We start from the raw sequence: 22,615 nt of genomic DNA, 5'->3' as shown, positions 1-22,615 counted from the left end.
GATTATATCTCCTTAAAATTACGAATAAGTTGTTGAACAGTATCAGAAAAGTTAGCCTGTTCATGAATTTTTTGTTGAATAAACTGATTAATCTGTGGAATGTATTGGATGGCTTTGTCGATTAAAGCATTCGATCCGGACTGGTAAGCTCCTATATTAATTAAATCTTCTGCGTCTTTATAAGTTGCAAGTAACATTTTTAATTTTTCAGCTGCTTGAAGATGATCCTCTAATACGATGTCTTTCATTACACGGCTAACGCTAGCTAAAATATCAATAGCCGGAAAATGTCCTTTTTGCGCTAATTTTCGATCTAGAACAATATGTCCATCTAATATTCCTCGAACAGCATCAGCAATCGGTTCATTCATATCATCGGAATCGACTAACACGGTATATAATGCTGTAATCGTTCCGTATTGATTGGTTCCTGAACGTTCGAGTAAACGGGGTAGCATAGCAAAAACAGATGGAGGATATCCCTTCGTGGTAGGCGGTTCCCCAATAGCAAGACCTACTTCACGACCAGCCATAGCAAATCGAGTAATGGAGTCCATCATTAAATTTACATTTAATCCAAGATCGCGAAAATATTCAGCAATACTTGTTGCTATAATCGCTCCTTTGATCCGAACTAAAGCCGGTTGGTCAGAGGTTGCTACTACGACAACCGATTTTTTCATTCCTTCTTCTCCTAGATCACGTTCAAGAAAATCTCTTACCTCTCTTCCCCGTTCACCAATCAATCCTATTACATTTACATCAGCTGAAGTATTCCTAGCAATCATCCCAAGCAGAGTACTTTTCCCAACCCCACTTCCTGCAAAGATACCAATCCTTTGCCCTTTACCAACGGTTAAAAGAGCATCAATTGCTCTTATTCCTAAAGTAATCGGTTCTTGAATTCTTGGCCTTGTTAACGGATTAGGGGGCATCTGATTCGTTGAATAAAACTCTAAACCTCGAGGTAACGGTTTGTCATCTAATGGTTCTCCTAGTCCATTTAATACCCTTCCTAATAAAGGTAACCCAACCTTAATATTTAAGGGAGAACGTGTATTCACAACATCACAACCAGGGCCAATTGCCCCTAAATCTCCTAATGGCATGAGTAGAACACGATGATTTTTAAAACCCACTACCTCAGCTTTGATTGGATCATCTTTATCTAAGGGATAAATCAAGCAAACATCCCCGATTTTCGCATCAGGCCCTTGAGACTCAACGGTCAAACCAATCACTTGGATTACCCTTCCATACATTCGGATGGGAGTCGACTGTTGAATAGCCGTTTTTAATTGGTCAAGATCGAATGGAATCATAATACTCTCCTATTTAAAACGTCTAGTAAGATCTGTTTGAGTTCTTCCAGTTGTGTATCCACTCTCGCATCTAAAGCTCCATAGGATGTTTTGACTACGATACCAGCATCTTGAATTGAAGAATCTGGAAAAATAGATAAATCTACATTCCCATTCAATTCCATCATTAATTCTTCTCTCGCACTTTGTAAATAGGCAAAATAATGAGGATCAACATTAATAATTACTTTCTCAAACTCTTTTGAATTTCTTAACGCTTCTCGTGCGATTTTTTTGACAATATCTGGATCTATTTCAACCTCTTTCATGACAATTTTTTTTGCAATTGTTACAGCAAGTTCAATAATTGTCGGCTCTGCTTCCTGAATAATTTGTTCTTTTAAAGAATAAGCTTCTTGTAAGATTTGATTCGCTTGTTGTATTTGCTCTTGGTACTCGCTGGACGCCTTCTGTAATCCATTTTGAAAACCTTCCTCAAAACCGGTTTGAAATCCTCGCTTTTCTGCCTCTTCTTCTTTATGTTGCAACTCTACCTTTTCCTGTTCCCACCAAGATTGAATCTCATTTTTTGCATCCAGTTTTAATTGTTCTGCATCTTGTTTAGCTTGTTCGATAATCTTTACCGCTGTTTCTTCAGCATCCTGTATGATTTGAGTCGATTGACTCGCCTCAAATTCATCCCGTTTCGAATAATCAGTTGCCACAAACCTACGATCGTTATCTTGTTGAGAAACAGTAAAAGTGTGAGCAATTGTTTTCACTTCTTTTACATCTTCATGCTGAACAGATTTAAAAATTCTAGACAATGATATCGTCGCCTCCACCACGAGCGATAATAATTTCACCTGCTTCTTCAAGACGTCTAATGATTCCCACAATTCTCGATTGTGCTTCTTCTACGTCCCGTAAACGAACGGGTCCCATGTATTCCATTTCTTCTTTAAATGTTTCCACCATCCGTTTTGACATATTTCTAAAAATCGCTTCGCGTACATCTTCACTTGCGATCTTCAATGCTAATTGTAAATCACTGTTTTCTACATCTCGAATGACCCGTTGAATCGAACGGTTATCCAGTTTAACGATATCTTCAAAGACAAACATACGCTTTTTAATTTCATCTGCTAATTCTGGATAATCCATCTCTAAGGTGTCTAAAATTGTCCGTTCTGTTCCACGATCTACACCATTAAGAATCTGAACGATACTTTCTATACCACCAGCAATTGTGTAATCCTGTAGAACGGTATTCGATAGTTTTTGTTCAAGTACACGTTCCACCTGATGAATCACATCAGGAGTAGTTCCATCCATCATTGCGATCCTTCTCGCAACATCGGCTTGTTTCTCTTGAGGTAATTCAGATAAGATCATTGCAGCCTGTTCAGGATGTAAATAGGATAAAACAAGAGCTATGGTTTGCGAATGCTCATTTTGAATAAAATTTAAGATCTGATTTGGGTCAGATTTTCTTGCAAAGTCGAATGGTCGAACTTGAAGTGAGGCTGTTAAACGATTAATCACATCGATTGCCTTTTGTTGACCTAGGGCTTTCTCTAAAATATCCTTGGCATATTCGATGCCACCTTGAGAAATAAACTCTTGGGCTACAGCCATTTGGTGAAATTCATGTAATACCCTTTCTTTTTCCATACTATCAATTTTTCGTATATTCGCAATTTCTAAAGTAAGTAACTCAATTTCATCTTCACGCAAATGCTTAAAAACTTGCGCGGAAACTTCTGGACCTAAGGAAATCAGTAAGATTGCAGCTTTCTGTTTTCCAGTTAATTCTTGGAATCTAACCAAACAGATCCCCCCTACTTTCCTACTCATCTAATAGCCAAGTACGAATTAATTTTACAAATTCCTCAGGTTTCTGATTGGCTAATTTCTGTATCTCCTTATTTAGTACCATCTCTTCCGTAAGGTTAGGTGTAAAATCAATTTCTGGTGTTTTTACTTCTTTTGGCTGTAATTCTTCTTCTTCAACTGATTCGTCTCTCTTTCTCCTTCTATTAACGATTGTATATCCTACACCACCCACTGCAAACACAGATAAGCCAATAAGTCCGTATAGTAAATATGGATTCATACGATTTGAATTTTGTACATTTTGTTGTTGATTTGAAACCCCTTGAAAAGGATGAGCGATGACAGCAATTTTTTGCTCAATAACAGTTGGATCATTCAGATTCGCTTTTTGTTGATCATTTAGTGCTGCTAACAGAATCGGTTTAATTAAATTTTGAATTGCGATTTTGGTCTGCCCTGTTTTTGAATTTGGGTTATTATCTTCAGGCATATTAATGGCTACATTAATACTAAGATCTTCTAAGCGATAAGGACTACTTACGATCTCCTTCGTTATTTCATTCACTTCATAATTAATTCGTTCTTCATTATGTTCATAATTCCCGTTACTATTTGTGCCTGCTTGATAACCAGGTATTTGCGTATTTCCTGTTCCCGCTATTCCACCTGGTGGATTTCCTTGCCCAGTAAAAGATTCTTGGATTTTTTCTACACTTCTAGCAATCCCTTTTCCGTCAACAACTGGTTCTTTTAAATTTTCAACAGTTTTTTGCTGGTCAAAATTCATTCTTGCAAAAACGGTTACGATCGCTTGATTCGGTCCCAAAACGGTATCTAACATTTTTTCTATTTCTTTTTTTAAGTCCTGCTGAAAGTCCGCTTGAATTTTACGTTGTTGATCAAAAGTTGTCATATTCCCAGAATTATTATTTGGGACCGAATTCGTATATTCTAAAGGTTCACTATATTGATCCACAATCGTAATATTTTCAACAGGTAAATTCGGAACACTTTTTGAGATCAAATTATACATACTTTTAATTTGATTAGGATTCAATTCTACTCCTGGTTCAATATTCACGATCACAGACGCAGTAGCTTTTTGTTCATCCTCAGAATAAAAAACTTTTTCCTTTGGTAAGGTAATCATCACATTAGCATCTTTAATCCCCTTAATCCCATTTACAATCAAATCACGTAATTCTTGCTCAATCGCACCACGTTCTAATACTTGAAATTGGGAATCTGTCATTCCAAATGAAGCACTATCCCAAAATTTACTATATATATTTCCATTTCCTAAAACATCTTCTTGGGCAAGTGTGACTTTTACCTTTGCTACTTGGGACTCTGGAACAGAGATATTTTGTCCTCCTGCACTGAGTTGGTATGGTACCCCCATTTCATCCAATTTTTTAACGATTAATCCCGCTTGTTTTTCATTCACACCTACAAAAGCAAGTTCATATCTTGTACGTGTTGCTAGATATGTATAGATAGAGATTGAAATCAATAAAATTATAAATGTCGCGATGAGCATGATTTTTTGACGTTTCTCAAGCGGATTCCATAATTTAGCGATGTTTTCATTATATTTGCGAAGTAGTTCACTCACAACTTAATCTCTCCTCGCCCACCAAGATCTACTAAACTTGCATTCTCATGATCTCCTGGTAAGCTTCTACTATTTTATTTCTTACTTGCACAGTTAATTGCAAACCTAAATTGGCTTTCTCTGTAGCAATCATCACTTGATGCAAATCTTGTATATCTCCTGTAGAAACTTTTTTTACTAGATCATTCGATGTTTTGATATCTGTTTCCACTTGATTTAATGCATTTTTAAGAATTTCGGAAAATGGAGTTACCGGGTCTTTTGAAGCCGGTTCGACCTTCTCAGTCATTTGAGGATTCACTTGAATTAGAGGATTGATTCTATTAATCACTCTTTAACACTCCTTATCTGCCGATTTCTAAAGCTTTTGTTAACATCGATTTCGTAGAGTTTATCGCTGTTACATTCGCTTCATATGCTCTTGTAGCCGAAATCATATCAACCATTTCCTTTAAAATGTCTACATTAGGATACAAAACAAATCCATTTTCATCTGCATCAGGATGATTTGGTTGATAGACTCGTTTGTATGGAGTTGGATCATTTACAATTTTTGAAACGCGAACCCCCTCTGCAACGGATAGATCATTCGAATAGCGACTTAACACACGCTGGAAACTATCCTCTGAAGTCGGCTCCATAACAATCATTTTTCTCGTATAAGGGATCCATTTTCCATCTACATATTGACCTCTAGTCGTTTCCGCGTTGGCAATGTTAGAGGAGATCACATCCATTCTCAATCTTTGAGCAGTTAAAGCAGATGCACTAATATCCATTGTCGAAAACAATTTCATTTATTACCGTCTCCCTTCACTGATCACATAACGTAGCATTGAAAATTCTTTATTTGCCATTTGCGTTAAGGTATTATACCAAATATTATTCTCAGCTAGTTTTGTCATTTCATAATCAATATCGACGTTGTTCTCATTATTTAATAACGAAGTTCGGTTTTCCATGATGATTTTTGGTTGGTACGTATTAGTTGAAGCAGAACCGATTTGAATATGCTTAGGATTAGTGCGATATCCTTGAAATTCAAACTCATCTCCATTTTTTATCTGTTCCTTTTTTAATATTTCAGCAAAAGAAACATCTTTGGTTTTGTATCCAGGCGTTTCAACATTTGCAATATTACTAGTTATCAACCTCTGCCTTAATGATGATACATCTAAAGCCCGTTCTAATGATTGAATTGAATTGAAGAGATTCATTCTTTCATCCTCCTTCAATTAGGAGATTTAAATTCGACCATATTTTTCTTTCAATACATTTATACATAATTCCTGCATGTTCGACATTTTTTTATGGAAGATTTGTGAAAAATATTATTTGGAAAAATGTCACAAAATCAATTATATCTAAGAAAAGCAAAACCAAAAAGACCTATATATCCCGATAAAAAACATTTATTTGGAAAGTACTAGTCCATTTTATCTAGGGAAATAGTCCTGCAAGATGAAAATTTACATTGTATATTTTACTCAGAAATCCGACCTGACGAATAAGTAAAATAATCAATTTTTAAAAAATATCCACAGTTATAGGAAATTTATTAATTCCTAAAAAAAAGAAAAAAGACCTACACTAGTTAGTAGGTCTTTATTGACAAAAATTAACTTGTTCTAAGTTTGTCTAGTTCAGATAACAATTTCTCATTTAGTACTTTTATATACGTACCCTTCATCCCAAGAGAACGAGATTCAATAACCCCTGCACTTTCAAGTTTCCGTAAAGCATTCACAATAACTGAGCGAGTGATCCCTACACGATCCGCAATTTTACTTGCAACTAGCAAACCCTCTTTCCCATCTAATTCCTCGAATATATGTTCAACAGCTTCTAATTCACTATATGAAAGTGAACCAATAGCCATTTGAACAACTGCTTTACTTCTTACTTCCTCTTCCATTGCTTCTGAACGTTCTCTGAGAATCTCCATCGCAATTACGGTAGCACCATATTCAGCGAGGATCAAATCTTCGTTATCAAATTGTTTGTTTAGTCGCCCAAGAAGTAGTGTTCCTAACCGATCCCCACCGCCAATAATAGGTACCAATGCGGTATAACTATCTTTGAAGATGTCCTTCATCTCAACCGGGAATGAAGACAATGGACTCTCAATGCCAATATTTGAGACGGTTACATCTTGCTTCAGAATAAGTGTATTATATTCTTCTGGAAACTGTCTTTTCTTCAACATTTCAGCGATTCGCTCATTGTCAATTTCTTGAGCAATAGCTAAACCAAGCAATTTTCCTTTACGACTAACTACAAAAATATTTGCTTCAATGACATCACTAAGAACTTCGGCCATCTCATTGAAATTGACTGCATGACCAGCAGCTTTCTGTAAAAGTCTATTAATTCTTCGAGTTTTTGTTAATAAATCCATGTTAATCCTCCTACTTTCTACAAAATATACTGCGATAAATCTATATTTTGGACAATATTGGTTAATTTTTCTCTTACATATTCTGGAGTGATTGAAATTTTTTCAAGCTGAATATCTGGAGCTTCAAATGATAGATCTTCTAATAGTTTTTCTAACATCGTATGAAGTCTTCTTGCTCCAATATTATCCGTTGTCTGGTTTACTTCTGCTGCCAATTTTGCAATTTCATATATTGCATCATTGGTAAATTCAATCTGTATATTTTCTGTAGCTAAAAGTGCTACGTATTGTTTGATTAACGCGTTTTTTGGTTCTGTTAATATTTGAACAAAATCATCGATAGTCAGTGACTGAAGTTCCACCCGAATCGGAAAACGTCCTTGTAATTCAGGTATAAGGTCCGACGGCTTAGACATATGGAAAGCTCCAGCAGCAATAAAAAGAATATAGTCTGTTTTAACTGGACCATATTTCGTCATTACTGTTGAACCTTCAACGATTGGAAGAATGTCACGTTGTACTCCTTCTCTCGAAACATCTGGCCCTCTTTCCTTCCCAGCAATTTTATCAATTTCATCAATAAAGATAATTCCTGATTGCTCAGCCCTTTGAATAGACTCTTGTATCACTTCATCCATATCAATCAATTTTTGAGCTTCTTCTTGAATTAAAATCTTCCTAGCCTCTTTAATCGGTAGTTTTCTTCTTTTTGTTTTTTTCGGAACAAGGTTTCCAAGTACATCTTGCATATTTATTCCCATTTGTTCCATATTCGATCCTGAAAAGATTTCTAGCATGGAAGGTACGTTATCTTCCACCTCAATTTCAACGATTTCTTCCTCTAATTGGCCATTTAATAGCTGAAATCGAATACTTCTACGTTTTTGTCCAAGTTGTTCCTCCTCCTGTTGATCATCTGAAGTGTTTTGCTGTACCTGTCCTCCAAATAACATTTCAAGAGGGTTTTTAAGATTTTTCGTTTTTCTCTTGGAGGGTACAAGGAGTTCAACTAACCTTTCATTTGCTAACTCTTCAGCCTTATCTTTTACTTGTTCTGTTTTTTCATTTTTCACCATGCGAATCGACGTTTCAACTAAATCTCTAACCATTGACTCGACATCGCGACCAACATAGCCGACTTCGGTGAATTTAGTCGCTTCTATTTTAATAAATGGAGCTCCGACAAGCTTAGCTAATCGACGAGCGATCTCCGTTTTACCGACCCCAGTGGGGCCGATCATTAAGATATTTTTAGGAACAATTTCATCTCGAAGAGACTCATCTAATAAACTACGGCGGTAACGATTTCTTAATGCGACTGCTACTGCTCGTTTTGCTTGTTTCTGGCCCACGATGTATTTATCCAGTTCCTCAACGATTTGCTTTGGAGTCAACGTTTGTCCTACCATATCGTTCCCTCCCTTATTCAATCTCTTCAACTATAATTTGATTGTTTGTATATACACAAATTTCTGCAGCAATTTGAAGTGCTTGCTCAGCGATCTCTTTTGCAGTCAAATGTGAAGCATTTCGCTTTAATGCCCTTCCTGCAGCAAGTGCGTATGAGCCTCCTGAACCAATGGCCAAAATACCATCATCTGGTTCTATCACTTCTCCATTTCCAGAAATGAGTAAGAGATTTTCTTTATTCATTACAATTAACATCGCTTCAAGACGACGTAATATTTTATCCATCCTCCATTCTTTCGCTAGTTCTACCGCTGCTCTTGGCAAATTACCATGAAATTCTTCTAATTTTGCCTCAAATTTTTCAAATAAAGTAAAAGCATCAGCAACAGAACCAGCAAAACCGGCTATAACTTGACCATGATAGAGGCGTCTTACCTTTTTCGCTGTATGTTTCATTACCATGCTGTTACCAAAAGTTACTTGACCATCCCCTGACATTGCTGACTTTCCTTTATGCTGGATAGCAAAAATGGTAGTAGCGTGAAAGGTTTGTAACATTCCTTACCCTCCTTTATTTCCAAATAAACAGGTTTATATTCAGAATTTTATAGAGTTTTATCACAATAATAAAAAAACTTCTATCGATGTCTTTTCGAAGATGTTGTCTAGTTCTAACGAAACCCCACAAAGTGACGTACTACTACGAAGAGAATCCAGAATAACTTTGTGGAGCCCGACAGATGCGGTAAAAAATATGTCTCATGAATGAAAACTAAGCTCTTGGATGGGTATTTTTGTAAACTGATTGCAATCTATCCTTTGTTACGTGAGTATAAATTTGAGTTGTTGATATATTTACATGTCCTAAAAGTTCTTGAACGGTACGCAGATCAGCCCCGGCATTTAGTAAGTGTGTTGCAAAAGTATGGCGTAATGTATGAGGACTGACCTTTTTGATCATTGATAAAGACTGTACGTATTTTCCCAACATTCGACGAACACTACGATCAGATATACGATTTCCATATCGGTTTAAAAATAACGCCTTTTCTTGAGAGGCTGGGTTCAATTTGGGTCGAGCATGATCAATGTACTCATTTAATGCTTTAATCGCATAACTTCCTAAAGGAACGTAACGCTCTTTTGCTCCCTTACCAAATACGAGAGCATTTCCAGTGAGTAGATCAATAGAGTCGATATTCAAAGAAACTAATTCACTAACCCTCATGCCACTCGCATATAGCGTTTCAATAATAGCACGATCTCGAATTCCGATTGGATTAGAACGATCAGGAAGTTGTAATAACTCTTCAATTTCTTCCATATAGAGAAACTGAGGAAGTTTTTTTTCAATCTTTGGCGTAGAAACCATTCGAAAAGGATTGGTTTGAATATGATTTTCTCTCGTCAAAAAACGAAAAAAAGTCCGAAGAGACGACAATTTTCTTGAAATGGTCTTCCGAGTATATTCCTTTTTATTTAAAAGAGCGAGATAACTACGGACATGAAGATACTCCACTTGATCATATGTAGTTAAACCTAATGAAGCCATAAAAGCAAGAAAATCATCAATATCCTTCAAATAATTTTTTATCGTATGAATTGAAGCGTTTTTTTCGATTTGAAGATATCCTTGAAATTCAATGAGGTATTGATCAAATGACTCCATTCATCTATCCCCCATATTAAAACCAAAAATAATATTACCACAATATAATTAATTGTGACACCCTAAATTGTGTACGTATTGTGAAAAATTCAGAATTATATTTAACGATCTTTGCGAAATTTGTAAGTTTCTATCATTTTTATTTTTAATTTTCTCTGATAATGGTGGAAGTAAACCAAAGTTTGCATTCATTGGTTGAAAGTGTTTTGGATCGGCAGTAGTGATATAATGAGCCATACTTCCAAACACCGTTTCTCTTGGGAAAACAAGAGGATCTTTTCCTTTATATAATAAAGCAGCATTGATACCTGCAATTAATCCAGATGCAGCAGATTCAACATAACCTTCTACCCCTGTCATCTGACCAGCAAAAAACAGATTATCACGATCTTTAAATTGGTACGTTGGTTTTAACAATTTGGGTGAATTGATAAACGTATTGCGGTGCATCACTCCATAGCGAACAATTTCAGCATTTTCCAATCCAGGAATGAGCTGAATAATCCGTTTTTGTTCGCCCCATTTTAAATGGGTTTGAAAACCTACTATATTATATAACGTTCCTTCCGCATTATCTTGTCGTAATTGAACTACGGCATAGGGCTGTTTACCCGTTCGCGGGTCGATTAAGCCTACCGGTTTCATCGGACCGAAGAGTAAAGTTTGCCTACCACGTTTTCCCATAACCTCTACAGGCATACAACCTTCAAAATAGATTTCTTTCTCAAAACTCTTTAATTCCGCGGTTTCAGCTTTTACCAATTCATCATAAAAATGATTAAACTCTTCTTCTGTCATCGGACAATTAATATAAGCAGCTTCCCCTTTATCATAGCGAGAAGCGATAAATACTTTACTAAAATCAATACTGCTCTTCTCAATAATTGGAGCAGCTGCATCATAAAAGTAAAGATATTCTTCACCAATCAACTCTAAGATCCTTTTCGCTAATGCATCAGAAGTTAATGGACCAGTCGCAATAATCGTTAATCCCTCAGGGATATCAGTTACTTCTTGATGAACAACCTCAATAAGGGGATGATTTTTGATTGCATTTGTGATGGTTTGTGAGAATAGGTTTCGATCTACAGCAAGAGCGCCACCAGCTGGAACAGAATAGCGATCAGCTGTATCGATAATGATGGAATCAAATTTCCTCATTTCTTCTTTTAACAACCCTACGGCATTTGTAAGACTATTGGAACGAAGAGAATTACTACAAACTAATTCTGCAAAGTGTTCAGTATGATGGGCGGGTGAATTTTTGATCGGTCTCATTTCGTAAAGCCGTACAGGGACACCGCATTTTGCAATTTGCCAAGCCGCTTCACTTCCAGCAAGACCTGCACCTATTACATTAATCGCTTTTTGTTCTGTCATCTTGAAATAATGCCTCCATATTACTAGAATTATTGGACGGTCTCTTTGTAATCACAATCTGTACATTGATACACTGTTTCTTTTTTTGATTTCTTTTCAATCATTAAATTGCCACATTTTGGACATGGACGTGGAAGAGGTTTATCAAAGGATATAAAGTCACAATTCGGATAATTGCTACAACCATAAAATACTTTCTTTTTTCCTTTTCGTTCTACAATCTCTCCTCCACATTTTGGACAAGAGATGTTTAAACTTTTAACGATTGGTTTTGTGTTCCTACATTCTGGAAATCCTGAGCAAGCTAAGAATTTACCAAAACGTCCCATCTTATATACCATTGGACGACCACATTTTTCACAGACTTCATCTGAAACTTCATCTTTAAGCTCGACTTCTTCCATTTCTTTTTCTGCATAACTCAATCGTTTTTCAAAATCCTCGTAAAAATCACGAATCACATTAACCCACTCTAAGCTACCTTCTTCAATTTTGTCAAGATTATCTTCCATTTGCGCAGTAAATTCTACATCAAGAATCTCTGGAAAAAACTCTTCCATCAATTCAATAACAAGAATCCCTAATTCTGTAGGTACAAATTTTTTATCTTCTAATTTCACATAACCACGTTTTTGAATCGTATCAATCGTGGGAGCATAAGTACTAGGTCGACCTATCCCTAATTCTTCCATCGTTTTTACTAATCTTGCTTCTGTATAGCGCGGAGGTGGTTGGGTAAAATGTTGTTCTGGCTCAATTTTTTGTAGTTTTACTAACTCCTGTTCTTCAAGCGGTGGTAAGATTCGATCTTCTTCTTTTTTATTGTCATCGTTCCCCTCAATATATATTTTCATAAAACCAGGGAACTTTATCTTGGATCCTGTAGAACGAAAAATCGCTTTTTTGCTACCAACAGTCATGTCTACAGTCATTGTATCCAGTATTGCTTGTGCCATCTGACTGGCTACAAAACGTTCCCAAATTAAACGATATAAACGCAACTGATCTCTTGATAAAAAACTCTTGATTGAGTCAGGTGTTCGAAATACGGAAGTAGGACGTATGGCTTCATGGGCATCTTGCGCATTTTTTCCCTTTTTCTCCGTTTTATTTCCATTGGATACATATTCGCTTCCGAATTTTTCTAGAATATATTCCTTTGCCTCATCTTGAGCTGTTTGGGAAACCCTTGTAGAATCGGTCCGCATATATGTGATAAGACCAACTGTACCTTCTTTTCCAAGCTCAATTCCTTCATAAAGTTGTTGAGCGACTTGCATTGTTTTTGCCGCTTTAAAATTAAGCTTTCTCGCTGCTTCTTGTTGAAGAGAACTAGTAATAAATGCTGGCGCTGGATTTCTTCTACGCTCACTTTGTTTTATCTCCGAAATAATGATCGGTTGGTCTTTGATACTCGCTAATAACTCATCAACTTCTTCTTTCGATTGAAGTTGAATTTTCTTGCCATCGTATCCATAAAATTTTGCTTCAAAAAGCTCTTCTTTGCTCTCGAGGTAAAGAGTTACAGTCCAAAATTCTTCAGCGATGAAGTTTTCAATTTCTTTTTCTCGATCATAGATTAATTTAACCGCTACGGATTGGACACGACCCGCACTAAGTCCTTTCTTAACCTTTTTCCATAGCAGAGGACTAATTTTATAACCAACTAAACGATCTAACACTCTTCTCGCTTGCTGGGCATCAACAAGATGATGATTAACAGGTCTAGGAGATTTAAAAGCCTCTTGAATCGCTTTTTTCGTAATTTCATGAAATACGACTCGACATTTTTCTCTTTCGTCGATATTTAATACTCGTGCGAGATGCCAAGCAATTGCTTCCCCTTCACGGTCAGGGTCGGCAGCAAGATAAACTTTTTTTACTTTTTTTGATGTTTCTTTTAATTCTTTAAGAATATTACCTTTACCGCGAATGGTAATGTATTTAGGCGAGAAGTTATGATCTATATCAACACCTAATTGGCTTTTTGGTAAATCAATCACATGCCCCATAGAAGCTTTTACAATATATTTCTTTCCTAAATACTTTCCAATAGTTTTCGCTTTTGCTGGAGATTCTACAATTACTAATGTATCAGCCACGAATCTTCCTCCCCTCTTTAGACACAATACAAGTCAATTTTGTTAAACATTCCTTATTATTAAATAGTAGACTTCCATTTGTCAAATTATTCAATATAAATTTATGACTTCTAAATATGAAAGGAGAGGATTCACCCTCTTATGTATTCTTCCGATAATAACCTCCTGGTATTTGTTTGATCTTTCCTTTTATTTGTAACGAAAGTAAGCATTCATAGACATCAGAAAGACCTAGATGCGACCGTGACAGTATTTCATCAATATGAATCTTATCCGTAACCAATGAATATACTTTTTCCTCATTTTTTGTTAACTTGATACTTTCAGATCTTATAGACCGTTTTTGCGTCTGATTAAGGTAAGGAAATTCTTGATTCACATCATCTACTGTTTGGATTAATTTTGCTCCTTGCTGAATCAAAGAATTGGTTCCAAGACTTTGTTTAGAAGTGATAGAACCAGGTACAGCAAAAACTTCCCTTGATTGATCAAGCGCATGTTGCACAGTGATCAGTGAACCACTTTTCAATGATGCTTCTACCACGATTGTTCCATAAGAAAGTCCACTAATAATTCGATTCCTTTGCGGGAAAAAACCTGGTACGGGAGGAGTTCCTGGTGGATATTCTGATACAATTAAACCATCATTTATAATTCTTCTGTACAGACGCTGATGTTCTTTTGGATAAACGATATCGATTCCACAGCCTAAAACTGCAATGGTGCTACCATTACTCTCTAATGTTGCCTCATGGGCTACGCGATCAATTCCTCTAGCCATCCCACTAACCACTGTCCAACCATATGTTGTCAGCTCTTTTGCTAATTTTTCCGTAACAGTGACCCCATAGGAAGTTGGATTTCTTGTCCCAACAATTGCGATGGAAGACTCGTGAATAAGATCTAAGTTCCCCATACTATATAAAACCCAAGGTGGTTGAGCAATTTCCTTTAATAACCTGGGATAGTTTTCATCATTAGCAGTCAAAATTTGAATTCCATTTCTTTTCCATTCAATCATTTTTTCTTGAAATTGAATGATATTTTCTTTCGTAAAACTAGCTATGATTCGTTCTGCATTCGTCAAATCTATTCCTGAAAGCATCGACAATTCTAAGGGTGCAAAATCAAAAAGTAGATGAAGCGACTCAAGTGAAGTCATGATCCGCTCGATTGTTTTCCATCCAACCCTATCTATCGTATGTAAATAGATTAATAATACTCTCTCTTCCATCACAAACACCATCCAACTTTCTCTTTACATCACAATATGTTATGAATTTTCGAACGACTTCTTCTCAAGTTTGCCAAAAAATACCTAGTCTGTAAAGCAAATTTTTCTGGAATATAAAAAAAAAAGGGACGAAATGATCCCTTTTAAGAAAATCATTATTCCTTATTTGTGATACACAGATCAAGTAATCCTTTTTCTTTCAAAAGTTCAACAAGTGTTGAACCCATTTCTGATGGAGTAGGAGCAATACGAACTCCTGCTTCTTGTAATTTAGCCACTTTTTCTTTTGCAGTACCTTTTCCACCAGAAATAATCGCTCCTGCGTGTCCCATTCTTTTTCCTTTCGGAGCTGTTTGTCCACCAATAAAACCAACAACTGGTTTCGTCATATTTTCTTTGATCCATTCAGCTGCTTCTTCTTCGGCAGTTCCTCCAATTTCTCCAATCATAATAACCGCATAGGTATCTGGATCCTCATTAAACATCTTCAAAACATCAATGAAGTTTGTACCGTTTACAGGGTCACCACCAATACCAACTGCAGTAGATTGACCGATACCATAAGATGTTAACTGATGAACCGCTTCATATGTTAAGGTTCCACTTCGGGATACGATTCCCACATGGCCAGGCATGTGAATATAGCCCGGCATAATTCCAATTTTGCACTCACCAGGAGTGATCACACCTGGACAGTTTGGTCCAATGAGACGTGTTTTCTTACCTTCCATATATTTTTTTACTTTCACCATATCCAAAACAGGTATTCCCTCTGTAATGCAGACCACAAGATCTAATTCGGCATCAACAGCTTCCATAATTGCATCAGCAGCAAAAGCTGGCGGAACATAAATGACAGACGCAGTAGCTCCCGTTTTCTTCACAGCTTCTTTCACTGTATCGTAAACCGGTAAACCTAATACAGTGGTACCTCCTTTTCCTGGAGTAACCCCTGCAACCATTTGTGTACCATATTCTAATGCTTGCTGAGTATGAAACATCCCAGTCGAACCGGTGATTCCTTGGGTAATTACTTTTGTATTCTTATTAATTAAAATACTCATTGTATCATCCCGCCTCCTATTTTTTCACTAGTTCTACAATTTTTTTAGCACCATCAGCCATTGAATCAGCAGCAACGATATTTAACCCAGATTTGTTCAGGATTTCCTTACCTAGTTCTACATTTGTTCCTTCAAGTCGAACAACTAATGGGCGATCTAACTCAACTTCCTTAGCGGCGGTTACAATTCCATTTGCAATAATATCACATTTCATGATTCCACCAAATATATTCACGAAAATCCCTTCTACTTTAGGATCAGAAAGGATGATTTTGAAAGCTTCTTTTACTTTTTCTGTAGTTGCCCCACCACCGACGTCTAAAAAGTTAGCAGGGTCACCACCATAATATTTAATAATATCCATCGTAGCCATTGCCAAACCTGCACCATTTACCATGCATCCGATATTTCCATCTAATGCAATATAGTTTAGATCATAACGAGAGGCTTCTACTTCTTTTGGATCCTCTTCATCAAGATCACGAAGTTCCTTAATATCAGGGTGTCGATAAAGTGCATTCGAATCGAAATTAATTTTAGCATCAAGCGCAAGCACATTTCCATCTTCTGTAACAACCAATGGATTGATTTCGGCAATTGACGCATCTTTTTCTACAAATACTTGATATAAGCCCATCATAAATTTAACAGCTTTATTTACCAAAAGCGAAGGAATATTGATCGCATATGCTAACTTGCGGGCTTGAAAAGGCATTAATCCAACTGTTGGATCAATAATTTCTTTGAAAATTTTCTCTGGAGTCTTTGCCGCTACCTCTTCGATCTCAGTGCCTCCTTCTTCCGAAGCCATCATAACTACACGGTTTGTTACCCGATCAACAACCATACCAATATAATATTCTTTTTGAATTTTGCTTCCTTCTTCAATAAGTAAGCGCTTAACTTCTTTTCCTTCTGGACCTGTCTGGTGTGTGACTAAAGTTTTTCCTAACAGTTGTTTTGCATAATCACGTACCTCATTTAAATTTTTGGCGAGTTTGACGCCACCTGCTTTTCCTCGTCCACCAGCATGAATTTGTGCTTTTACGACAACAACATCAGAACTAAGGCTTTTTGCAACATTTACTGCCTCTTCAACAGTAAATGCTACATTTCCGTTCGGCACAGCAACTCCATATTTTCTAAGGATTTCCTTTGCTTGGTATTCGTGGATATTCATTTCCTAGCCTCCTACATAATAACTTTGTTATTTCAACTCTGAAAGAAGGATGCAATTAAAAGGTTTAATAGCTACTAACATATTGTAATCAATTCTATATAAAATTTAAATAATTTGTTGAAATATAATAATTATTTTTATTTTACTTCACTTATACAAGTTAACATAATAAAATTATTGTTGTGTTTGATATACCATAATGACGACATATTCTGTTTGTCCTGGAGCTAGAACATTACTATGAAACTTCATATCAACAACATTCACATCTTTTTGTTCTTTTAACCATATATTAATCAATTCTTCTAATAAATTGAGTTGGTTCGCTTGTAAAATTTTCACTTGATACATCTGCATTTCTCCTTTTTAGACCACTAACAATCTTACTTATATTCACTCTATTGTTTATTGTACCAAAAACAAAATGAAATGAAATAAAAAAATTGATTTTATTGTTGCGAACACGTAGCAAATGTAGTGCTTTTTGTCAATCAGCTTGTAAAACCTCTATGTAGTGCAGGTAATACTATTTATTAGACTAAAAAAGAGTTAAAATCGAATAGGAGGGATTTCTCCTCTCCTACTCGATTGTTGCATTTATTATTTCAATTTAGGAATTTATAATAGTTATAATTAGTAAATAAATTATTTGTTTTAGGAGTAGAATCATGCTATCTAACGTAATTTACTTTTTAGAAAACTATAGTTATTATTATCTATCCATTCAACTTTTTATAATTTTTCTGATTTTTATTTTAACTCGATATAATATAATTAGTCGTCATGTAATAATCATTTACACAGTTATTTTAGAAACCTTATATATAATTTGGCGTTTCTTTTTTACGCTTGTTTTTGATGGGTTATTTAACTTGATTTTTTCACTGCTTCTCTATTTTTGGGAATTTATTGGGTATTTTCAACAAATGATTTTTTATATCACCATGTGGAATCCTCTAACGCGAAAAACTCCTGAATTAAACGGTTTTACTCCAACTGTAGATATATTTGTTCCCACTTATAATGAATCATTAGATATTTTAAAAAGAACACTCGTTGCCTGTACTTATATAGATTATCCTAGAGAAAAATTACAAATATATGTGCTTGATGATGGTAATCGTAATGAAGTAAAACAACTTGCATTTGAACTCGGAATTAACTATATTGCTCGCCCCGATCATAAATATGCCAAAGCTGGAAATCTAAACTATGCATTATCCAAATCTTCTGGAGAATTAATTGTAACACTTGATGCAGATATGGTTCCAAAATCTAATTTTCTAAAAGAAACTGTTGGTTTTTTCCAAAAAAGAAAAGTAGGATTTGTGCAAGCACCACAAGCTTTTTTTAATCCAGATCCTTTTCAGTATAATTTATTATCAACTAAGCAAATTCCTAACGAACAAGATTTTTTCATGATAGAAATGCAAGCAGGCAAAGATCGTTTCAATGCAACCATGTATGTGGGTAGTAATACCATATTTTCCCGACAAGCATTAAATTCTATTGGCGGATTTGCTGTTGGTTCTATCACCGAAGATGTTGCAACTGGCATGTTAATTCAAGCGAAAGGCTATCGCTCTTTTTTTGTCAAAAAAGTATTAGCAAAAGGGTTATCTGCTGAGAATTTTTCCGAACTCCTTCATCAAAGAGATAGATGGTGTAGGGGAAACATTCAAGCTGCTAAAATATGGAATCCCTTAATAATTCCAGGTCTTAGCATTATGCAACGCCTTATATACCTTTCTGGAATTATCTATTGGTTCTTTGGTATACAAAAACTTGTATACATTTTTTCACCAATTTTATATCTACTGTTTAATGTTCAATCTATTCGTTCAACCCTTGTTATGCTCCTTGTTATTTGGTTACCTAAAATGATATCAAGTTCTCTAACATTTCGCATTTTATCTAATGATAGAAGAAATATCTTTTGGAGTCATATATATGAAACAGCCATGGCACCAAAATTAGCATTATCTGCTATAAAAGAAACGATTGGATTAAAATCTTCTAAAAAATTTCGTGTTACTAACAAAGGAATAATATCTAATAAAATTCATATAGAGTGGGGAATTTTTACATTTTATTCTTTTATGCTTATTTTGAGTTTATTTGGGATCTCTAAAGTTATTTATTTATATTTCATAGGTAAAATGATCTCTTCAGGTGACATTATGAATGTTTTTTGGGCTTTATATAATTTAAATGGAATCATATTTAGTATTTTTGTTAGTATTGAAAAACCAAGATACAGAAAAGCAGAACGTTTCCCGGTTACTCTTTCATGTAAAATGTTAGTTGGTAATACTACATACAATGGTTATATTAAAGATATTAGTGAATCTGGAGCAAAAGCACAGTTTGAATTATCTGTTCCCATGATAGAACAAACTTGTAAAATTTATATACCAGAAATAAATTCATCTCCATTATCAGCAAGAGTGGTCTTTATCCCATCAGAAGATCGTTTCACAACTCGTTTTTTCTGGGAAAAATTATCTTTAGAACAATATAAGGATTTAATAAAACTTATTTATGACCAAACAGAAGATTTGATACATGAATATAAAATGCATAATCATTCTGGTTTTCTTCATACTTTTTTGCGCAATATTAATGATAAATTACAAAATATTTCTCGTACAAAAAAACGTTCTAATAATGTTTCTTTAAATTCCAATAAAAATTCAAAAAACATATCGATGTGATAACTTCAATATTGAGGCATTTTCTTTTAGAAATAAATTATAATGCTCCCATATGGGGTGAGACACAGGAGCGTGATAAATAAGTTATAATAGAAATATGGAAAAGAGAAATCGATATATCTCAGAATCTAAAACAAAAGTTGTTCTCGAGGTCTTGCGAAAAGAACAGACCGTTAACGAGATTGCTACAAAATATGAGTTGAATCAAGTTATGATCAGTCGCTGGAAAGCTGAATTTTTAGAACGTGCCTCAATCGTATACGAGAAAGGACCGTGAGGCGGATAAGATCCGCAAAGAATATGAGACAAAACAAGATCGTTTAGAGAAGTTGGTCAGTCAATTAACCGTATGAGCTGTCTAATACGTTAGAAAAAAGCTTTGTCATAAATACGCTTAAAAGAGCATTAAAACGCTTTAAGCCAGAAATCATCAATAGCGCTTCTTTAGATCTTTAAAGTACAAATGCGTTTATCTAAATGAATTTGAAAATCCACGAGAATTACGAAAAGGCATTAACCAATACGTAAAGTATTTATAACACAGAACGCCCTCACCAATCTTTAGACTATGCGACACCAAATAAGATTTACTATGGGAATGTGAAAGCAGTAGCGTAGGCGGCTTTACATGGAGTGGCGGGCATGATAGGCTGGTTAGCCTTGCGACTCTAACGAATTAGACATCGCCTAATCGAAAGAATTCATATCCGCAGAGGCTCCGTGTCAAGCTGCCGTCAGGATTGCACCACCATTAACATAGACAGGAGGAACATAACTTATTTTTTAAAAGATGTGTCTTGGCAATGGGGAGCATTACATTATTTTAAACTGCGAAAGTTGAGTCATAATAATTCTCTACGATCTAAGACTCGATAATTAATCGCTTCCGCAAGATGAGCGACTTTAATTGTTTCACTCTCCTCAAAATCAGCAATGGTTCGTGATATCTTTAAAATTCGATCTAAAGAACGACCACTAAAACCTAATTGGTCAAATGAATGTCTTAATAAGTTCTCAGCTTCTTGTTCTAACTGGCAAAACTGTTTCACTTGTTTTGCATTCATTTCCGAATTAAACTGAATTCTCTCATTTGCAAATCGCTGCTTTTGCATCATTCTAGCTCTTTCAATCGTTTCTCTCATCATTTGCGATGATTTTCCCTCTTTTTGTTCTCTTAACGTTTCAATATTCATCCAAGGCACCTCGATATGAATATCGATTCGGTCTAACAATGGACCCGATAGCCTTGATCGATACCGCTGAACCTCAAGTGGAGTACATTGACATTCGTGACCTGGAACTTCAGTCCCATAGTATCCACATTTACAAGGATTCATTGCACCAACTAACATGACTTGGGACGGAAAAACATATGTAGCCCTTGCTCGACTGACCGTCACTTTTCCATCCTCTAATGGTTGCCGCATACTCTCCAAACTATGTCGAGGAAATTCAGGTAGTTCGTCTAAAAAAAGAATCCCACGGTGAGCTAAACTGATTTCACCGGGTTTAGGGTTTGAACCACCGCCAATTAAACCTGCAGCGGATATGGAATGATGAGGTTGACGAAACGGACGTTTTGCCATTAATTTCCCTCTTTCATTCAATTCTCCTGCCACACTGTAGATCTTTGTTACCTCTAACATCTCATCCCAAGTTAAAAGAGGTAAAACAGAAGGAATTCTTTTTGCAATCATGCTTTTCCCAGAACCTGGCGGGCCAATCATCAACAAATTATGCATACCAGCAACAGCCACTTCAATTGCCCGTTTTACTTGAACATGACCTTTCACGTCAATAAAGTCTTCCACCTCAGATTCTACAAAACTGTTAAAAGCAATATATTCACTGTTTTTATCTTCCAACGAAGGATATCTGTTCGTAGTCAAAAATTCGATGACCTCTTGTAGATGAGAAAACCCGAACACTTCAATTCCCTGTACAAGCCGTGCTTCATCAACATTCTGATTTGGTAAAATCAATCTCTCTATATTCTTCTGCTTTGCCTCGATCGCCATCGGTAAGATTCCATTTATTCCATGGATTGAACCATCCAATGATAATTCACCGATAAATAATGTTTTTTCTAAATTTGTCTCGCTATCCCCTATGTCTATTTGTTCGCTTGCGATCAAAATTCCTATTGCCATCGGCAGATCAAATCCTGAACCTTCTTTTTTGATATCAGCAGGTGCTAAGTTGATCGTAATTCTTTTTATTGGAAAACTGTACCCAGAATTTTTGATCGCTGCTCGTACTCGGTCTTTTGATTCCCGAATTGAAGAATCAGGTAATCCTACGATTTGAAACTGGGGCAATCCATTTGCTAAATCAACTTCGATCTCGACTAAGAAACCGTCAATTCCTAAAATCGAAGAACCTAAAACTTTTGCATACATCCCTCTTTTCTCTCCCTTCCTTCTTTAGATGAATTCTTGAAAAAAATGAAAAATCCTTTATGATTTCTAATTTTTCAGTTTTAAAGAACAAAATAGGGTCTAAACATGAATCATTTAGATCTTGCCATTATGGATTATTTCCTCAATCGGGTAGGAAGTTACTCATTATTTGAGTAACCGACCTCCCACACCACCGTGCGTACCGTTCGGTACACGATGGTTCCTAAGTTTACGCAGTAACTTGTCGATAATAATCTGAAAAGTATAGGAATCCAAATCCTTTAAGTACATCATTTTTAAGGGACGTGGATAG

At 35.7% G+C, this 22,615-nt stretch carries 21 protein-coding genes and 1 pseudogene; 4 read left to right on the top strand and 18 right to left on the bottom strand.

Annotated features, from left to right (window positions below):
* Window positions 1-2 precede the first annotated feature (2 nt).
* The 17 genes from fliI to EDD72_RS12495 all read right to left on the bottom strand — a co-directional run bounded on the left by fliI (window position 3) and on the right by EDD72_RS12495 (window position 17,540).
* Window positions 3-1,322: a flagellar protein export ATPase FliI gene (gene fliI, locus EDD72_RS05990; RefSeq protein ID WP_132768291.1), complete on the bottom strand. Its 1,320-nt coding sequence runs from the start codon at window positions 1,320-1,322 to the stop codon at window positions 3-5.
* Window positions 1,319-2,128: a flagellar assembly protein FliH gene (gene fliH, locus EDD72_RS05985; RefSeq protein ID WP_165894981.1), complete on the bottom strand. Its 810-nt coding sequence runs from the start codon at window positions 2,126-2,128 to the stop codon at window positions 1,319-1,321. Before fliH ends, fliI begins: the two co-directional genes overlap by 4 nt.
* Complete coding sequence (gene fliG / locus EDD72_RS05980) at window positions 2,121-3,131, bottom strand: flagellar motor switch protein FliG (protein WP_424565536.1); 1,011 nt, start codon at window positions 3,129-3,131, stop codon at window positions 2,121-2,123. Before fliG ends, fliH begins: the two co-directional genes overlap by 8 nt.
* A gap of 19 nt (window positions 3,132-3,150) precedes the next feature.
* Entirely contained in the window at window positions 3,151-4,752 is a 1,602-nt protein-coding gene (fliF, locus tag EDD72_RS05975; protein ID WP_132768285.1) for a flagellar basal-body MS-ring/collar protein FliF, read from the bottom strand.
* A 31-nt stretch (window positions 4,753-4,783) separates the two neighbouring features.
* The gene (fliE, locus tag EDD72_RS05970) at window positions 4,784-5,080 is read right to left on the bottom strand and encodes a flagellar hook-basal body complex protein FliE (RefSeq protein WP_132768514.1); all 297 of its coding nucleotides are present in this window, start codon (window positions 5,078-5,080) and stop codon (window positions 4,784-4,786) included.
* A 16-nt stretch (window positions 5,081-5,096) separates the two neighbouring features.
* Window positions 5,097-5,549 carry a flagellar basal body rod protein FlgC gene (gene flgC / locus EDD72_RS05965; RefSeq protein ID WP_132768283.1) on the bottom strand — a complete coding sequence of 151 codons (453 nt, stop codon included), beginning with the start codon at window positions 5,547-5,549 and terminating at the stop codon, window positions 5,097-5,099.
* A gap of 3 nt (window positions 5,550-5,552) precedes the next feature.
* Complete coding sequence (gene flgB, locus EDD72_RS05960; RefSeq protein WP_132768281.1) at window positions 5,553-5,969, bottom strand: flagellar basal body rod protein FlgB; 417 nt, start codon at window positions 5,967-5,969, stop codon at window positions 5,553-5,555.
* A 401-nt stretch (window positions 5,970-6,370) separates the two neighbouring features.
* Complete coding sequence (gene codY / locus EDD72_RS05955; RefSeq protein WP_132768279.1) at window positions 6,371-7,150, bottom strand: GTP-sensing pleiotropic transcriptional regulator CodY; 780 nt, start codon at window positions 7,148-7,150, stop codon at window positions 6,371-6,373.
* Between the two features lie 17 nt (window positions 7,151-7,167).
* Complete coding sequence (hslU, locus tag EDD72_RS05950; RefSeq protein ID WP_132768277.1) at window positions 7,168-8,559, bottom strand: ATP-dependent protease ATPase subunit HslU; 1,392 nt, start codon at window positions 8,557-8,559, stop codon at window positions 7,168-7,170.
* A gap of 13 nt (window positions 8,560-8,572) precedes the next feature.
* A complete protein-coding gene (gene hslV / locus EDD72_RS05945) occupies window positions 8,573-9,118 on the bottom strand; it encodes an ATP-dependent protease subunit HslV (RefSeq protein WP_132768275.1) in 546 nt (181 codons plus the stop codon).
* Between the two features lie 214 nt (window positions 9,119-9,332).
* Window positions 9,333-10,229 carry a tyrosine recombinase XerC gene (gene xerC, locus EDD72_RS05940; protein WP_132768273.1) on the bottom strand — a complete coding sequence of 299 codons (897 nt, stop codon included), beginning with the start codon at window positions 10,227-10,229 and terminating at the stop codon, window positions 9,333-9,335.
* A 48-nt stretch (window positions 10,230-10,277) separates the two neighbouring features.
* Window positions 10,278-11,609 carry an FADH(2)-oxidizing methylenetetrahydrofolate--tRNA-(uracil(54)-C(5))-methyltransferase TrmFO gene (trmFO, locus tag EDD72_RS05935; RefSeq protein ID WP_132768271.1) on the bottom strand — a complete coding sequence of 444 codons (1,332 nt, stop codon included), beginning with the start codon at window positions 11,607-11,609 and terminating at the stop codon, window positions 10,278-10,280.
* Window positions 11,610-11,638: 29 nt separating this feature from the next.
* Window positions 11,639-13,711 carry a type I DNA topoisomerase gene (gene topA / locus EDD72_RS05930; RefSeq protein ID WP_132768269.1) on the bottom strand — a complete coding sequence of 691 codons (2,073 nt, stop codon included), beginning with the start codon at window positions 13,709-13,711 and terminating at the stop codon, window positions 11,639-11,641.
* A gap of 139 nt (window positions 13,712-13,850) precedes the next feature.
* The gene (gene dprA, locus EDD72_RS05925; RefSeq protein WP_132768267.1) at window positions 13,851-14,957 is read right to left on the bottom strand and encodes a DNA-processing protein DprA; all 1,107 of its coding nucleotides are present in this window, start codon (window positions 14,955-14,957) and stop codon (window positions 13,851-13,853) included.
* Between the two features lie 143 nt (window positions 14,958-15,100).
* A complete protein-coding gene (gene sucD / locus EDD72_RS05920) occupies window positions 15,101-16,009 on the bottom strand; it encodes a succinate--CoA ligase subunit alpha (protein WP_132768265.1) in 909 nt (302 codons plus the stop codon).
* 16 nt (window positions 16,010-16,025) lie between these two features.
* Window positions 16,026-17,189 carry an ADP-forming succinate--CoA ligase subunit beta gene (gene sucC, locus EDD72_RS05915; protein WP_132768263.1) on the bottom strand — a complete coding sequence of 388 codons (1,164 nt, stop codon included), beginning with the start codon at window positions 17,187-17,189 and terminating at the stop codon, window positions 16,026-16,028.
* A gap of 174 nt (window positions 17,190-17,363) precedes the next feature.
* Window positions 17,364-17,540 (bottom strand): hypothetical protein, encoded by a 177-nt coding sequence (locus tag EDD72_RS12495; RefSeq protein WP_165894979.1) that lies wholly within the window; start codon window positions 17,538-17,540, stop codon window positions 17,364-17,366.
* 317 nt (window positions 17,541-17,857) lie between these two features.
* On the opposite strand from EDD72_RS12495, the gene EDD72_RS05905 reads away from it, so the two are divergent.
* From EDD72_RS05905 to EDD72_RS13160, 4 genes and pseudogenes are all read left to right on the top strand, one after another.
* A complete protein-coding gene (locus EDD72_RS05905; RefSeq protein ID WP_132768261.1) occupies window positions 17,858-19,903 on the top strand; it encodes a glycosyltransferase in 2,046 nt (681 codons plus the stop codon).
* A gap of 97 nt (window positions 19,904-20,000) precedes the next feature.
* The gene (locus EDD72_RS13025; RefSeq protein WP_341539467.1) at window positions 20,001-20,180 is read left to right on the top strand and encodes a transposase; all 180 of its coding nucleotides are present in this window, start codon (window positions 20,001-20,003) and stop codon (window positions 20,178-20,180) included.
* A 175-nt stretch (window positions 20,181-20,355) separates the two neighbouring features.
* Window positions 20,356-20,442, top strand: a pseudogene (locus EDD72_RS13070) (hypothetical protein); the annotation flags it as partial.
* Window positions 20,435-20,521 carry an integrase core domain-containing protein gene (locus EDD72_RS13160; protein ID WP_481557237.1) on the top strand — a complete coding sequence of 29 codons (87 nt, stop codon included), beginning with the start codon at window positions 20,435-20,437 and terminating at the stop codon, window positions 20,519-20,521. The pseudogene EDD72_RS13070 and the gene EDD72_RS13160, both read left to right, overlap by 8 nt.
* A gap of 224 nt (window positions 20,522-20,745) precedes the next feature.
* Here the strand turns inward: EDD72_RS13160 and EDD72_RS05895 are convergent, their stop codons facing one another.
* A complete protein-coding gene (locus EDD72_RS05895) occupies window positions 20,746-22,302 on the bottom strand; it encodes a YifB family Mg chelatase-like AAA ATPase (RefSeq protein ID WP_132768259.1) in 1,557 nt (518 codons plus the stop codon).
* Window positions 22,303-22,615 lie beyond the last annotated feature (313 nt).

Origin of the sequence: Tepidibacillus fermentans, assembly GCF_004342885.1 — a bacterium.
Lineage (GTDB): Bacteria > Bacillota > Bacilli > Tepidibacillales > Tepidibacillaceae > Tepidibacillus > Tepidibacillus fermentans.
The sequence above is the reverse complement of the archived record's forward strand: the minus strand, read 5'-3'. Positions and strand labels throughout refer to the sequence as shown.